The sequence below is a fragment of the Bacillus sp. FSL R5-0512 genome, from assembly GCF_038593295.1.
Taxonomy (GTDB): domain Bacteria; phylum Bacillota; class Bacilli; order Bacillales; family Bacillaceae; genus Bacillus; species Bacillus safensis.
Window position 1 is genome coordinate 2,885,148 of record NZ_CP151982.1, and the last position, 14,923, is coordinate 2,900,070.

A 14,923-nucleotide genomic window follows, 5' to 3' on the forward strand; every position below is an offset into this window, starting at 1 on the left:
CCCCTCTTCTGTTTATCGATTGCGCTGTTGATATAACAAATAAATAAAGAATGGTGCACCAATGGCCGCCGTAAATACACCTGCTGGGACGTCTAACGGTAGAAATGCGGTTCTAGCCACAAGATCAGCCAGCATCACGAGAATACTTCCAACAAGCGCAGATGCTGGGACAAGTGCTATGAAAGAACGGCCAATAATCATCCGTGCAACGTGCGGCGCCATGAGTCCAACAAATTCAATGCCGCCTGCAAATGCGACTGCAACACCAGCCAATGTCACACTCATCAGGAGAAAGAATAATCGTTTCGCCTGCACTTTTACCCCGAGACCTGTTGCAAGATCATCGCCAAGTTCTTTTACATTCATCGTTCTTGCTAACACCATGACAATCGGTAAAATGATCATCACCCAAGGAAGCATCGCAGTGACGTCTTTCATCGTAGAACCATATAAGCTGCCCGTCAGCCAGATGTATGACTTTGTCGTTGTCATCGTATCACTAAGTACAAGCGTAAACGTCACACATGCCTTCATAATGGCAGAAATCCCGATTCCCATCAGGACAAGTGTGATCGGCTTGACCCCTTTTTTCCATGAAAGCAAATAGATCAGGCACGATACTGCAAAAGCACCCGCAATCGCCCATAAGGATTGATAAGCAATGGGCACAGTGCCCATCCAAAAGACAATGAACATAATCGCACCAAACGAAGCACCACTTGTAATTCCAATGATGTCAGGTGATGCCAGCGGGTTGCGGATCAATCCTTGCAAAATAAGCCCTGATACCGCAAGCGCGGCTCCGACTAAGACAGCCAGCAGCGTTCGTGGAATCCTCAGCGTATTTAACACAAAGGAGTTTCCCTCTCCCTGACCGATTAAATGAAGCAGCACATCGATCGGCTGAATGAACCGGCTTCCCATACTGAGACTGAGAATAAATAAACAAAAGGCAATGGCCGTCAATAAAAGTAAAATCAAAAACGTCCGCTTTGAAAATTGAAATGAAATGCGCCCGCCTTTAGAACGCACTGTATATGTTTTAGCCACCTGTCTTCAACCCCTTGCGCACGAGATAAACAAATAGAGGCGCTCCTGCTACCGCCGTCATGACACCAATCGGCACTTCCTGCGGCATGATCAGAAAACGAGCCGCCAGATCCGCGGCAAGTAAAAGCGACGCCCCCACTACGGCACAATACGGCAGTACCCAGCGGTGGTCAGGCCCGACAAGCTTTTTCACAATATGCGGCACAAGAAAACCAACAAAACCAATTGAACCAGCAACAGCGACGGAACCACCTGCTAAAAAGACAACGAGTACACCCATCGTTATTTTCAGCAGCAGTGTACGCTGGCCAAGTCCTTTGGCAATATCGTCTCCCGACAAAAGAACATTAATAGAACGTCCCAGAAGCAGCGCCACAATAGTCGCACCTAAAATATAAGGCAAAACAGGGATTAACATATCAATGCTTCTTCCAGACACTGAACCAGCCATCCAGAACAGAATACTTTGAATCGACTGTTCATTCACGATTAAAAGACCTTGTGTAAAAGACGCAAACAGTGCAGATATCGCCGCACCTGCAAGGACAATTTTGACCGGCGTCAATCCATCTCTTCCAATGGAGCCCAATAGAAAAACGAGCATCCCTGCAATCGCTGCGCCTAGAAAGGCTGTCCACATGTAGCCTGTTAACGACTCTGTTGAAAAGAAAACAATCGAAATCACGATAAAAAATAGCCCGCCTGCATTAATTCCTAATAAATCAGGCGCCGCAAGCGGATTTCTTGTCAATGCCTGCATGAGTGCACCTGAAATCGCCAGGCTAGATCCAACGACCGTTGCGATTAAAGCTCTTGATAATCTGGATGTCATGACAATGACACTGTTTGGATCCGATTCATCAAATTGAAGAAAAGCATGGATGGTGGCTTTGAGGGAAATAGAGGTTTGCCCAAGGGAAATACTGAGCATAAAAAAGACCAACATCAACACAATGAATCCAGCAAAAAGCAGTGCCTTGCTTGAATCCTTTTTTAATAAACTTCTCATCTGATTCCCGCTTTCAATCTGTTATGGAAAAAAGGAGAAAATGGTATGTTCACATTTTCTCCTCTGTTATGTCTTATTTATCAATTCCTAGACGATCGTAAATATCATCAAGCATCATGTTTGCTGCGATAATACCGCCGCCCATGTTCCAAGTGATTTCATCTACTTTATGCACTTGTTTCGCTTTCACTGCGTCAAGCTGCTTCCATAAAGGATGACTCGTCCACTCTTTATATGCTTTTTCAACTGCTTTATCCTGATCATCCATAAAGTAATAGATCACATCTGCATCCATTTGCGGAATGCTCTCTTTGTCTGTAAGTGTAATGATGTCTTGCTTTTTATCTTTGACATTCTTAGGTCCTTCAAAGCCTAGCTCTGTTAAAATGGATCCTGCGAAACCAGTTTGATAGATTCTAGCATGATCTGCACGGAAGTTCACCACAGATACACTCATCGGCCAGTTTTTGATGTCTTTTTTCGCTTTTTCTTTGAAATCAGCGACGCGGTCATCCCACTTCGTCAGCAATTCTTTTGATTTGTCTTGCTTGTTTAATGCTTCACCCATTAATTTCACTGTGTCTTTAAAGGTGAACACTGTTTCTGTTGCAACAGTTGGAGCGATTTCTTGTAGCTGATCAAAAATTTGCTCATGGCGGATTTTTGATGCAATGATCAAATCAGGCTTGAGCTTTTCAATTTCCTCTAAGTTTGGCTGTGTTTCCTGCCCAACAATTTTAACATCCTTTAAGTCATCTCTTAAATATTTATACGTAGGTGCTTCAAGCCAAGATTCTACAACACCCACTGGTTTAATGCCCATAGCGACTGCTGCATCCGTTGCTCCTTGGTACAGCGTCACAATACGCTTTGGTTTATCCTTGATATTGTCAGTTGAACCGATAGCGCTTTCAACGGTCCTTGTTTTCTCTTTATTACCTGACTTGCCGTCACTGCTATTGCTGCCGCAAGCTGCAAGTAAAACGATGGAGAGCACAACTAAAAGCGACCAAAAAGATTTCTTGAACATGTACCTCACCTATCCATTCTATATGTAGTCATATCGTTTGATAACGATTCTCATTATCACACTATGATTTTATCATAGAAAAGGATGGTGTCAATGTAAATTTTTAAGAAAACGGGAGAGTGTTGACTAGTTGCTCATGCTAAATAGAACGATTCCACACTTGGATAGTTCTTCCAATCTGTTTTCCCACTTCTAGTAGAATCGACAAATGGGTGTGTCCATCCAGCACTTGATAGACTGATTGTTGTTGAATCGCTTCATTTGGCAGCTCATGATAGGCAGGAAATTTTTCTATATCAAACAGTTCATCCTTGCTGCCTACTAACATCGCATATGGCCGATCCATTCTCGCAAATTGTTTTTTAGGTGCTGATGGGGTTAAGGCAAGTGATAGTTTGACGGTGATGGCTGTCAATAAAAGCGGATCCTGCTCGACTGCCCATTTTGGATAATGAAAACGTACGGCTTCAGAATGACTCATCAGCATTCCTTTTGTCATGGCAGACAGAACGAATTTCCATACTTGAACGGCCGCAAAAGGAATTTGATCTGGCCTCGCAGTATCTGATTGATAGCCAAATTCAGGTGCAATAAAAAAGTAGCCATCAACCTCTCTTTTTTCTTGCCAAGATAGATAGTTTAACCGCAATCCCGCTCCAGATGAATGACCGCAAAGATAAACGGCTCCTTTATGCTTCTGTTTAACCGCATCCACGATCTGCGAAATATCCTGCCACACATCCGTGATATTAGGTGTATCACCCTTTTTTCCATCCGAATGGCCGTGACCTCTTAGATCGAGCAAAAACGTATTCACATGAAATTCATGCTGCAGCGTATGGGCGATATGCTCATAACCAGCCAAACTATGAGCACCACCGCCATGAATTAAGATCACATTGGCCATCGTCTTCTTTTCTGATAAAAATGGATAATACGCAAGGCTTGTACCATCATGTGATGAAATGTATTGTCTTTTCTGGAATATGTACAGGGACTGCCTGCTGCATACTTGCAAACGAGAATGGTTCGGTCTTGATGTCTGTCAATTTTTTCGCTCCTTCAAACAGAAACAAGAATGGCCAGCCGCGCTAGTCATCCTCATTTCTATTTCTTATTCATTGCACTCTTTCAAAGGAAAGGTATTACTTTCAATAATCGCGACAATTTGGTTTAACGCTTTTTTTGCTTCTGGTATAGGGAAGACAGGAAACACGTGATTCATTTTAGGATATTCTATATAGTTTATTGGAACCCCCTGCTTATCTGCCATCTCTTTGAATTTACGGGCATCTGGGAGGAAGAATTCGTGAGTGCCTATAAAAACAGAAATTCGCCCCAGTGACTTGATCTCTCCATAGATTGGACTGACTAAGTAGTGTGTTTCATCCATGTCACCCGCATATCTTTTTCCTGCTTCAATTAATAATGCTAGATTGAGCATTGGTTCTTTTGGAACCATAGCAGCGATATCAGGGTTGCTTAATGTAACATCTAGCCATGGTGATAAAAGAATGATATTCCCTGGCTGCGGCAATCCCTTTTTTGCCAAGTATTGAGCAAAGGCTAACGATAAACCTCCGCCAGCAGAATCACCCATGATGACGATATTTTCAGGCGTTCCTTTCTCTAAAAGAGCTTGGTACACAGGAAGGACACTTTCGATCGCATCCATATACTGATGGTTTGGTGCTTTTGGATAAACCGGCACATACACCCTACTATTTAATTGCTTCGTCAATCGGTCTAAAAAACGCCAATGCCAAGTCAAAGGCTGTTCAATATAGCCGCCACCGTGTATAAACAACACTTGATGGTCATCCGGCTGGACATTTGATTTCAGCATATACGTATCGACTGGAAACGAGTGATTTTGAGTGATTTTGTACTTATTCTTAAGTTTTTCAGGCAATTCATAAGGTAATTGATTCGCCCTTCTTCGTTCTTCTAGATAATCATTTACGTTGAGTTTCTTTTTCGTCAAAATAAGCAGCTGTTCTACTAAAAAACTTTGAATACTTCGCATATGATCGACCCCTGTTCATAGAATCATGATGATCGATGCCGATGGAAAGATAAGGCTTCTAAAGCATACCATATGAAGACGTACATCAGGAAAAACCTTTTATCCAGCTGATCACTCACCACAACAAACACTTATTCATTAATGAACAACTGTTTATTTATTGTTACTCATATTCTACTTTTTAGACGCATGACAATCAATTGTCAATCTGACCCTAACCGTTCATTAATAGACAGATAACGACCGAGTGTTCATCTCGTCAATGTCTAGACATGAAAAAAGACGAACTGGACAAGTTCGTCTTCTTAATTGAGTACGATTAAGGCTGCAAGCTTAGGATTTTTTGAATCGTATGCATGACCCCGCTCTCTTCATTTGAAAGCGTAATAAAATGAGCAGCATCTTTTACCTCTTGGATGGCATTTCTTACAGCAAAACTGTATTGAGCGGATTCCATCAGTTCTAGATCATTACGACCATCACCGAATGCCATCGTTTCCTCTTCTGTCACACCCAATATGTGCTGAAGCTGTTTCACGGTGGTTCCTTTGTGAACGCCAATATTGGCAATGTCAATCCACGTATCCTCTGAAGCAACAACATATACTTGTTCAAAGAATTCACTTATTCTCTCCCTTGTTTGTACGCATTTTGCCTCAGGATCATGAACGGTAATTTTCACAAAGTCATCTTGTATGTCTGCAAAGTTTGATACCTTGAGTACATTTGTATAAGAGCCCGTCACAAATCTCATTTCACTCTCAGATAAATGCTCATTGACCACTGCACCATTTTTCGTACATGCAATGATCGTTTGCTCTTTGCTTATCTCCTCCAGTTTATGGATGATCGATAAACCTAGATCATTTTTTATTAATGATTCATAAACAAATTGCCCATCCTTTTTAATTCGCGTTGCACTATCCCCTAAAATCCAAAAATCCTTTGCATCATCACCAAACAATGCCTCTACTCGTTCACACTGCTTACCCGTACAAGGAGCGAACGCCACATTTTTCTCTTCCATTAATGCTTTTATTTTCTGAAATAAAGCTTGATCAAATGATCCTTGGCGGTTTAAAAAGGTGCCGTCTAAATCCGTAATTATTAATTTAATCATGTTCTTCCTCCAATTCCTTAGCTGAACAAACACTATACGATGAAAATTGTATATGTGTACGTGTCAGTAAGTAAATAAGCCAGGAACATGTTGTTTGTCATCACACATAAAGGCACTTGTTACATGTACGTCACACGGTGTTTCATGAATCATTCTATACAAAAAAGACGAACGGTCATCGTTCGTCTTCTTTCCTTACTTCACTTCCTCATGCTCTTGAGCAGCATTTCTTTTGCTCGCGATAAAGAGTGCACAGGTCATGGCAAGAATGGCCAGCGCCCACCAGAATGTCGATACTGCCTCTTCATGATCAATGATAATCAAACGGATGACAGCTGTGATCCCTATATAAATAAAATAACGAAGCGGAAAATGAAAGTTAGATTTAAAGTATTTAATAATTAAGGCAATAAACTCAAAGTACATAAAGAAGATCAGCAGTTCCCCAAGCATTCCATAATAGCTTTCTCCTTTGTTGAACAGTGTCTTATAAACAAATTGGACAATGTACCATGTTTCACTGATTAATAGAACGCTTAAGGCAATGGCCAAAAAGAACAAACAGATATTGAGAAGGCCTTGCAAGAGATCAGGTATCTTTTGGAAATTGTTGAATCGTTTCATTGGGCTGTCTCTCCATTCCAGTATATTCATTTGTTTTCTACATTTTGATGTTCCAAAATCGCAGCACGATGTAGTAAACATCGTTCCTTTCTATACTTTCAAACTGCCCGTGCATGCGGGTCATCATTCGTCTGATACTTCGTTCACCAAGTCCATTGCTTTCCGGCGTAACCTTTGTCTCTTTTATCGCATTGCTGACATGGATCTCAAAGATTTCTTGATCGGATAAAAACGTGAGATTGATATCCTTTTTAGGATCTGCGTATTTCCGTAAATTGGACATCACATTATCAAATACTCGGCCAAGCAGTTCGACATTCACATTGATATAGCTGTCAGGCAGCTCTCCTAAAAGATGAACCTTAAAGTTCTCTTGATGCAGGATGGCCACCTGATCTGACAGAAGATCGTAAATCACCTCTTTGACTGCAACGGTCTCAAGCTCAGATTCATGTTCTTTATCCAGCAGAAAATAGGCAAACAGATTGTCAGACAGATTTTTTAATTGCAGTGCTTTCCCGTAGGCACTCGCTATATATTGATCCTTACGGGTATCCGCTCCAGTCTCCTCTTTTTTCGCAAACTCCAGATTCATCATCAGCGACGTCAGCGGTGTCCTCATATCATGGGACATTTCGGTGACCAAGCTGCGGCTCTCTTCTTGCAGCTCATCAATGGCTTGAAGCTTGTCCAAAAAGGCTTTACGCAGATCCTCAATACTTTTGGCAATCATCGCTAATTCATCATGCCCTTTTACCGTCATTTCATAGTCCAGCTCTCCGCCTTCAAGAATATGAATCTCTTGATGAATCGTTTGCAGATAGCGCAGACTTTTGCGAATACCGAGAAGAACAATGAGGAGAAAAATAAGCGTCGCCCCGAGCAGCTCGAGTGTAAAGGCAAGATCGTGGTAGCGAGATGAATAGAAACCGTCCACCATGACGCAGCCTTTACCGTCGCTAAACTGAACCGGATATGAATGATGCTCAGCGTACTGGGTCATCCTTTCTTTTCCGTACGCCGATTCATCGTCAGCGGAATAAATAGAGTCATATTGCAGCACTTGATCCTTGAAGATGGTCAAATTAATGTAATTTTCTTTTTTCACCCACTCGCCAAACGCTTTTCGATCCGTTGAAGACAGCTCATTCTCAGACACATAGCGGCTGAATTTTTGAATGTACTTGGCTGACTCCTGCTCGTAATACTCGTCTGAACTCAAATATCCATCGATCAAATCATTGGTGATCTTTTGCAGCGTCAAAAAGACAATACCACTCACGATTGCAGCCGCCAAAATCAGCAGTGACAGCTTTTTGGCCAGTGTATATTTACGATGTGCCAAATCGGTATCCTCTTCCCCATTCAGTTTTGATATATACAGGACGCGCAGGATCATCTTCAATTTTGGCACGAAGCTTTCGAATATGCACCATCACCGTATTGTTGGAACAATAGAAATAGGGCTGTCCCCACACGCTTTCATAAATATTTTGAGCAGAAAATATTTTGTTTCGCCTGCTCATGAGCAGCTTTAACATCCGATATTCTAGATCAGAAAGCTTAATTTGCTGGCTTTCTTTCCATACTTCATTAAATTCTTCACTTACCCTCAACTTGCCCCCGACAAGAAACGTATCTTCCTGCTCCCTTTTTTCCTGATAAATGGTATATCTGCGTAATTGTGCAATGACTCTAGCATGAAGCTCATCTTCTGAGAAGGGCTTTGTCATATAATCATCCCCGCCGGCAAGTAATCCTTCAGTTTTATCGAAAGTGCTCGACTTGGCTGTCAGAAATAGAATCGGAACGTTAGATGAGGCTCTTATGTGTTGGCATGTTTCGATGCCTGAGAGCCCCGGCATCATCACATCTAAGATCACCAAATCGAGCGAATCCTCCACAAGCTTCAATGCTTGCTCGCCATTCATCGCTCTTAGCACCTCATATCCTGCACGTGTAAGGGATTCCTGCAGAAGGTCACCAATATCCTGATCATCTTCTACGACTAATATTCGATGGGTCATGTCTCTCACCTCATGTAATGTGATGCTCTTTCTTTTATGTCTTTACTATATATCATCTAGCTATATGAAAAGATACAGCATAAACCTTAACAGTTTATGAATTTGACCATCTGCCATCAATTCGTCACATTCATTTTCAAAAAATTGGATCTTCATAAATTGTTAAGAATTGGGCCGTATATTGATTCATTGTAAGGATCGATGAATTGATCCGCATTACATTTATCATAACAAGAAAAGGAGCATGGATATGAATGCAAACAAAGTAGCACACGGACAACCGATGAGTCTGCGCGAACGGGTTCATTTCTTGGACATCGTACGAGGATTCGCCTTAATGGGGATTATTCTAGTCAATTACTTTTTGATCGTGGATTCAGCCAAGGGATTTGACATGCTGTCAAATGATGTCTTTCACAATGTGGTGAATTGGTTTGCCTCGGGGAAATTCATTACACTGTTTTCCTTTCTATTCGGGGTTGGTTTTATGATTTTTATGGACCGAGCTGCTCAGAAGGTGGACAGCCCGAACAAGCTGTTTGCCCGCAGATTAACCATTCTCTTAGGATTTGGCCTTCTGCATTTGACCTTTGTTTGGATTGGTGACATTTTGGCCTATTATGCAGTCGCTGGCTTTTTATTGCTTTTCTTTTACAAACGCACAGCTAAAACCATCCTATACTGGCTGATTACACTATTTGTGATTCAATTGCTTACACCTTTTTTCACGATGCTGTTCAATACCATGAACACAGCATCATCAGCCAAGCCGGATTTTGCTGATTTCGAGCTGACCAGCCACAACAGTCTGACTTATTTAGCATCAATTAGTGATCGGTGGACAGATATGGTCACAATGGCTTCCAGTTCTTTTTCCACCGTCTATTCTATGTTTTTCATGTTTTTACTTGGTGTGTATTTTGTGAAAATGAAGTTTTTCAAAAACATGGAGGCGAAAAAAGCGATTTGGAATCGCATTTGGATCATTTTTGCTATTGCTTTTCTCATCACCCAAGGCAGTACGATCATAACAGCGGTCAATCCTTTTGAAAATACACTCTGGATGAACATAGCCTCTGCCCTTGAACAAAACGGCGGATTAACAGGCAGTATGTTCTATATGAGTACACTTGCGATGCTGTTTCTTCACGTCCCTCAGCTGCGTGGTGCTTTGATGGTCTTTACCAAAGTTGGACGGATGTCATTGACCTGCTATTTGCTTCACTCCATCATTGGCACAATGCTATTTCTGAAATATGGAGCCGGACTTGCCGATCATCTTCAGCCGGCTGGCACGTTCATGATTGGACTCGGGGTTTATGTCTTCCTCTTGCTCTTTAGTACATTATGGTTAAAGCGGTTTAAATACGGTCCGATGGAGTTTATCTGGCGTCAGCTGACGTATGGGAAGGTTGATGATCAACCGAAAACAAATACCTTTCATGCGGCGAAGTAAAAAAAAGAGGCGAATTGCTATAATTCGCCTCTTTTAATATGTGGAGTTTTTTGTGATTCAGAGACAATTCGTTTACTTTCAATACTGATCAATCACTTCTCGCAATTGATTCAAATAACTTTCTTTCAATTCATCTGGGTATTCAATTTTCACATGTTTCCCAAAAGACATCAAATAGTGTGTCATATACGATAATTCTTCTTGGTTGTACCCACCCACAATATAAGGAATCTGATCAATGATCTCCAATCTCATATTTGGGTAATGATGCTTTAAAAACTTTTCTTTTCCTTGTTCCGTTAATCGACATTTAAATGAGATATCATGATAAGTTTTTTCATATTCGAGCTGCAGTTCTTTTAATTCTTCCTTCGTAAAGGTGTCTTTGCCGTCTTCTTCAATCACCATGTCCTTCATAAAGTCACATCTATAGATGCCCCACTTTTTATTTTGAACATCATATGCTTGAGAAAACCAAATACCATTTCGATAAAACAGCTCAAGAAATTGCAGCCTGATCCATTTATTTTCATATTGAGTGTACGTCATCTTCACGATTTGATCTTTCATCATTGCCTGTAAAATCAATTCCAAATGATTTTGTTCACTAACTGGTGCGACATTATAGTAATGAATCACATCCAAAGTCTCCGTAATCATTTGCTTTTTCTCATCAGACATTGTGGCAAACAACTTTTGCCGAATTTGTGAGTAGGATTTTTTAAATGGTGTTGCTGACACTAGATCTAGAGCTTTTAAAGCGAAAAAAATAGCTTGGACTTCTTCTATATTGAAATAAATAGGAACCAATGGAGATTGATTCACCAGTCGATATCCTCCGTGTCTGCCAGGTTCAACGTAAAAAGCTAAGCCCATTGACTCTAGCTCTTCTATATCTCTTAAAGCCGTACGTTTAGAAATGTCAAATTCGGATTGTAAGTCCTTTAACTGAAAAGAGTGTTTATCGCTTAAAAAAATAAGTTCTTGGTTTAATCGTTCTGATTTTTTCATTTGTTTTCCCTCTTAAAAAGGTGCCTTCTTTTGTCACCTTTATCATTTATACTCAGCTTATCAAAAGAAAAGGAGCATGTACATGCAAACATTAATCATTAACGCGCACCCAGATTTCACTCGAGAAAGTTATTCAAACAAACTGCAAACACTATTTTTAACACAATTTAAAGAAAGGTTTCCTCATGAGGAACCAACCATTTTGCATTTATATGGAACTGAAATTCCTCGTATCGAAAAAGAGCAGCTGCTAGGAATTTGGGATAAACAAGCATCCGAACAAGCATTAACGGCCGCCGAGGAAAAAATCGCCGCTGCTTCATCTGCTTTATTGGCTCAATTCAAAGCACATCATCGAATTGTGATCGTGTCACCTGTTCACAATTTCAATGTGACTTCACGAATGAAAGATTATATAGATAATATCTTTATTGCGAGAGAAACGTTCAAATATACAGAAAATGGTTCTGTTGGTCTGATGACTGACGATTATCGTGTACTTTTACTTCAAGCAAGCGGCTCAATTTTCACAAATAACGATCGATATACACCTCTGGAATTTTCACATCATTACCTAAAAGAAATATTTCAAAACTTGATGGGGTTTCATCAATTTCATATTGTCCGAGCACAAGGAACAGCGATTTTAGAACAAGATGCGATCTTACAATCTGCATCTGATGATATGACGAAAACCTTAGAGGAGTTTTATGACCCGAATTAATCTCTATTTAATCAAAAAGACCCAAAACGAAAAATCGTGCTTTTTTTAATAAAAATCACCTTTGTCGTTTTAGGGTGCTATAAAATCTTTCAGTTGGTGTGCATCGGCGGGATCACAAGCACTGCGATTTCATTTCAATTACGACATTCTTTATTTATCCCACATTCTCAACTGCTGGTAAGACTATTTTTTATAACCAATGCTGCCGTTTCACTCGGATGGCTAAGAGGAAAATGATGGCCATATGGAACAAAATCAACCTTACCAAGATGCAACGGAGCAGAATAGCCTTTGTCATACTCCCCCCAGATAATATGAGGATTATCCTTTGTTAATTCATTGAATTCACCTTGATCGGTTTTCAGTAGTAAATGATTAAGCTGAACCGTCGTATTTAAAATTCTAGGAGACGTAAAACTGTTTCTGATTTTTTCAATATAATGTTCAGGGATGCTCTCCGCCCTTTCAAACAAACCATTACTTAATAAATAACGCTCTATCATTTTAGGAGTTGCTAATTTTAAAGACCATTTGTTCATCCGTTGTGGAACATTTAGCGATTTAGCATTTTTTTTAGCAACAGGCGGCTGAAGTAAAGTGATTGAATATTTCTTATCTATATACCCTTGTCCCAATGCTTTCAATAGAATAAACGCACCGAATGAATGGCCAATTAGATGTGCACCATGAGCCGCTTTCTCCAATACCTTTTTCACTACATTCAAATAGATATCTAGAAGATGTTTCTCTCGTTTAAATGGGGAACGCCCCAAACCTGGAAGATCCAAGATCCATACAGGCTGACCCGTTTTTTCATGAAGCTCTTGTGCTAAAGGGAATAAATCCTCTCCATCACTCAATAAACCATGTAATAAAATAAACGGTTTCCCTTCTCCTTGTAATTGGTAAAGGGTGTTGTTATCGCATAATGTTCGCTCAAATACATGATAATGCTCACCATGTTGATCCATCATACGATAATCCAGATCAGCTACTACAGCAGGGAAAAAGTTCATGACACTCGTCTTCTTAAACCAATCTTCCCCCATCATTTTTTTCACTGAAGCATTTGAAAATGTTCGTTTTGTCATAAAATTGAGTCCATCAGAAGGAATGTTTGTTATTTTACTTACTCCACTTTTCATCATTGCTTTCATAAACGGCATTGGGACAGAGATTTTTGGTGCCCTCATATTCATACTTTCCGACATCACACTTAATAATTCAGCAATGTTCTGATCATGCTCTTTGTCTTCCACAAGTGTATATGTTTGAATAGCCGGCTGCTCCATCCTGAAAACCTGCACAATTAACTTCGCAAACTCATCGTTTGAAATCAGTGGCAGCCTATATCCTTTACCTCCAGGAATCACTGGCATAAGCCCTCTTCGCATACTTGTCACAAGCAATCCTAATCCTGCTATCTGTTCTGTACTCCCTGTTTTACTACTGCCGACCACAGTTGGCGGATTAATGACAGACAGCGGATAACCGACAGCTGATGCTTGTTGACGGATATAAAGATCTGCTAAAAATTTTGTTCTCTCGTAAGGATTCTTTATTTTCAGGTAATCATTTCCTTCTTTAAACACATCAATTGCAATCTTGCTATTTTCATCATCAAAGGGGCTCATATAACCGACAACATGAATAAAATGCTGCAAGCCCTTCAATTGATGAATATTTTTAGCCAATTCACCAATATATTTGGCGCCATTTAAAAAGACGGAAGCTGCCTCTTTACTTGTCGCTTGAATATCCATAGGGCCTCCTGCGTGAATCATCACATCCGTTTTCAACACCATCTCCATATCTTTAGCACTTAGACCTAAATCTATTTTCGTCAAATCACCTTCAACAAAGTGCATCACTGACTCTTTTAAAATACCTCTTTCTTGAAAAATGCGTGTCGCTTTACTTTTCGACCTCACTAAAAGAAGAATGTTCACATCCTCTTTGGCTAATTCTTCAACTAATTGCTTTCCAATAAAGCCTGTTCCACCTGTTAAAAATACTGTTTTCATATAAAATCTCCTTTTTAGTACTATTCAGTACTAATTTGATGTAAAAAAAATGCTTCTTTATCGAAGCAAGTTAAATAAATGATCTGCTGTTTTTGTGATGACAGTGGCATCCTTCAGTGTTTCTGAAATAAATAACGCCCCTTCAAGATTTGTAATAAAAAGTGATGCCACCTCATCAATCTGAATCGTATCTCTGAATTCCCCGTTCTCTACACCTTGTTTCAGTAATAGAGAAACTTTCTTTTGTAATCCTGTAAAAAAAAGACCTATTTTTTCTTTTATTTGCGTGGCCTGTGCAGGACTTTGAATATAAAGAGTAATAAATGGACAGCCTCCCTGATACTCTCTCGACTGGACGCCTTGTGATAATTGCTTTAAAAACATTTGGATACGATCTTCAACTGAAAATTGGGTCTGAGAAATTACGTCGTCTATTGCAGCTTGATACATGTCAATCCAATAATCAACGACCCCTGCTAATAATTCCTCCTTATTAGAAAAGTGATAATACACATTCGACTTTGATACTTTGCTTACACGAACTAATTCATCCATACTTGTATAAGTAAACCCTTTTTCCAAAAATAATGTAGCAGCTACTTCAAGCACACGTTTTTGATTCATTAATTTTACCTTTGTCATAATTAGAACTATACAGTACTAATTTAAATGTTGCAAGTATTTATGTTCATTTAGAAATAAGTTTGATTCCACAGAAAAATATGATGGCTTTAATGATGATGATATTGGAGGGATGGATCTGACTTCACGAACTAAATACATCTGTCGTTTCTTCAGGAATGTGAGTAAGAGCCATTTGTT

General features: G+C 40.0%; 14 protein-coding genes. 2 read left to right on the forward strand and 12 right to left on the reverse strand.

Annotated elements, in window-relative coordinates; all coding sequences use genetic code 11:
- Positions 1 to 12: 12 nt before the first annotated feature.
- The 9 genes from NSQ25_RS14945 to NSQ25_RS14985 all read right to left on the reverse strand — a co-directional run bounded on the left by NSQ25_RS14945 (position 13) and on the right by NSQ25_RS14985 (position 8,886).
- A complete protein-coding gene (locus NSQ25_RS14945) occupies positions 13 to 1,050 on the reverse strand; it encodes an iron ABC transporter permease (RefSeq protein ID WP_326135749.1) in 1,038 nt (345 codons plus the stop codon).
- Positions 1,043 to 2,059: an iron ABC transporter permease gene (locus NSQ25_RS14950; RefSeq protein ID WP_034282660.1), complete on the reverse strand. Its 1,017-nt coding sequence runs from the start codon at positions 2,057 to 2,059 to the stop codon at positions 1,043 to 1,045. Before NSQ25_RS14950 ends, NSQ25_RS14945 begins: the two co-directional genes overlap by 8 nt.
- 73 nt (positions 2,060 to 2,132) lie before the next feature.
- Complete coding sequence (locus NSQ25_RS14955) at positions 2,133 to 3,089, reverse strand: iron-siderophore ABC transporter substrate-binding protein (RefSeq protein ID WP_326135750.1); 957 nt, start codon at positions 3,087 to 3,089, stop codon at positions 2,133 to 2,135.
- Positions 3,090 to 3,228: 139 nt separating this feature from the next.
- On the reverse strand, positions 3,229 to 3,996 hold the full coding sequence (locus NSQ25_RS14960) for an alpha/beta fold hydrolase (protein WP_326135751.1): 768 nt from the start codon (positions 3,994 to 3,996) through the stop codon (positions 3,229 to 3,231).
- Between the two features lie 207 nt (positions 3,997 to 4,203).
- Positions 4,204 to 5,115 carry an alpha/beta hydrolase gene (locus NSQ25_RS14965; RefSeq protein ID WP_326135752.1) on the reverse strand — a complete coding sequence of 304 codons (912 nt, stop codon included), beginning with the start codon at positions 5,113 to 5,115 and terminating at the stop codon, positions 4,204 to 4,206.
- A gap of 319 nt (positions 5,116 to 5,434) precedes the next feature.
- Entirely contained in the window at positions 5,435 to 6,235 is an 801-nt protein-coding gene (locus tag NSQ25_RS14970) for an HAD family hydrolase (RefSeq protein WP_041115760.1), read from the reverse strand.
- A gap of 195 nt (positions 6,236 to 6,430) precedes the next feature.
- Positions 6,431 to 6,859, reverse strand: a complete 429-nt coding sequence (gene psiE, locus NSQ25_RS14975) for a phosphate-starvation-inducible protein PsiE (RefSeq protein WP_046313283.1) — start codon at positions 6,857 to 6,859, stop codon at positions 6,431 to 6,433.
- 37 nt (positions 6,860 to 6,896) lie between these two features.
- Positions 6,897 to 8,204, reverse strand: coding sequence for a HAMP domain-containing sensor histidine kinase (locus NSQ25_RS14980; RefSeq protein WP_061110045.1), 1,308 nt, complete (start codon positions 8,202 to 8,204; stop codon positions 6,897 to 6,899).
- Positions 8,191 to 8,886, reverse strand: a complete 696-nt coding sequence (locus tag NSQ25_RS14985; protein ID WP_061110046.1) for a response regulator transcription factor — start codon at positions 8,884 to 8,886, stop codon at positions 8,191 to 8,193. Before NSQ25_RS14985 ends, NSQ25_RS14980 begins: the two co-directional genes overlap by 14 nt.
- Positions 8,887 to 9,136: 250 nt before the next feature.
- Between NSQ25_RS14985 and NSQ25_RS14990 the strand changes: the two genes are divergently transcribed.
- Entirely contained in the window at positions 9,137 to 10,342 is a 1,206-nt protein-coding gene (locus NSQ25_RS14990) for a DUF418 domain-containing protein (RefSeq protein WP_061110047.1), read from the forward strand.
- Positions 10,343 to 10,420: 78 nt separating this feature from the next.
- Here NSQ25_RS14990 and NSQ25_RS14995 read toward each other — a convergent pair whose 3' ends face one another.
- Positions 10,421 to 11,353, reverse strand: coding sequence for a WYL domain-containing protein (locus NSQ25_RS14995; RefSeq protein ID WP_326135755.1), 933 nt, complete (start codon positions 11,351 to 11,353; stop codon positions 10,421 to 10,423).
- Between the two features lie 82 nt (positions 11,354 to 11,435).
- Between NSQ25_RS14995 and NSQ25_RS15000 the strand changes: the two genes are divergently transcribed.
- Entirely contained in the window at positions 11,436 to 12,077 is a 642-nt protein-coding gene (locus tag NSQ25_RS15000) for an NAD(P)H-dependent oxidoreductase (RefSeq protein WP_326135757.1), read from the forward strand.
- A 167-nt stretch (positions 12,078 to 12,244) separates the two neighbouring features.
- On the opposite strand, the gene NSQ25_RS15005 is transcribed toward NSQ25_RS15000, so the two are convergent.
- Together NSQ25_RS15005 and NSQ25_RS15010 are read right to left on the reverse strand one after the other, a co-directional pair.
- Complete coding sequence (locus tag NSQ25_RS15005) at positions 12,245 to 14,101, reverse strand: alpha/beta fold hydrolase (RefSeq protein WP_326135758.1); 1,857 nt, start codon at positions 14,099 to 14,101, stop codon at positions 12,245 to 12,247.
- 57 nt (positions 14,102 to 14,158) lie between these two features.
- A complete protein-coding gene (locus tag NSQ25_RS15010) occupies positions 14,159 to 14,725 on the reverse strand; it encodes a TetR/AcrR family transcriptional regulator (RefSeq protein ID WP_326135760.1) in 567 nt (188 codons plus the stop codon).
- Positions 14,726 to 14,923 lie beyond the last annotated feature (198 nt).

What these genes read in the sequence shown, in the direction of transcription:
- NSQ25_RS14950 (WP_034282660.1), bottom strand. Translation starts at nt 2,059, where the DNA reads ATGAGAAGTTTATTAAAAAAGGATTCAAGCAAGGCACTGCTTTTTGCT.
- NSQ25_RS14955 (WP_326135750.1), bottom strand. Translation starts at nt 3,089, where the DNA reads ATGTTCAAGAAATCTTTTTGGTCGCTTTTAGTTGTGCTCTCCATCGTT.
- NSQ25_RS14960 (WP_326135751.1), bottom strand. Translation starts at nt 3,996, where the DNA reads ATGGCCAATGTGATCTTAATTCATGGCGGTGGTGCTCATAGTTTGGCT.
- NSQ25_RS14965 (WP_326135752.1), bottom strand. Translation starts at nt 5,115, where the DNA reads ATGCGAAGTATTCAAAGTTTTTTAGTAGAACAGCTGCTTATTTTGACG.
- NSQ25_RS14970 (WP_041115760.1), bottom strand. Translation starts at nt 6,235, where the DNA reads ATGATTAAATTAATAATTACGGATTTAGACGGCACCTTTTTAAACCGC.
- psiE (WP_046313283.1), bottom strand. Translation starts at nt 6,859, where the DNA reads ATGAAACGATTCAACAATTTCCAAAAGATACCTGATCTCTTGCAAGGC.
- NSQ25_RS14985 (WP_061110046.1), bottom strand. Translation starts at nt 8,886, where the DNA reads ATGACCCATCGAATATTAGTCGTAGAAGATGATCAGGATATTGGTGAC.
- NSQ25_RS14990 (WP_061110047.1), top strand. Translation starts at nt 9,137, where the DNA reads ATGAATGCAAACAAAGTAGCACACGGACAACCGATGAGTCTGCGCGAA.
- NSQ25_RS14995 (WP_326135755.1), bottom strand. Translation starts at nt 11,353, where the DNA reads ATGAAAAAATCAGAACGATTAAACCAAGAACTTATTTTTTTAAGCGAT.
- NSQ25_RS15000 (WP_326135757.1), top strand. Translation starts at nt 11,436, where the DNA reads ATGCAAACATTAATCATTAACGCGCACCCAGATTTCACTCGAGAAAGT.
- NSQ25_RS15005 (WP_326135758.1), bottom strand. Translation starts at nt 14,101, where the DNA reads ATGAAAACAGTATTTTTAACAGGTGGAACAGGCTTTATTGGAAAGCAA.
- NSQ25_RS15010 (WP_326135760.1), bottom strand. Translation starts at nt 14,725, where the DNA reads ATGAATCAAAAACGTGTGCTTGAAGTAGCTGCTACATTATTTTTGGAA.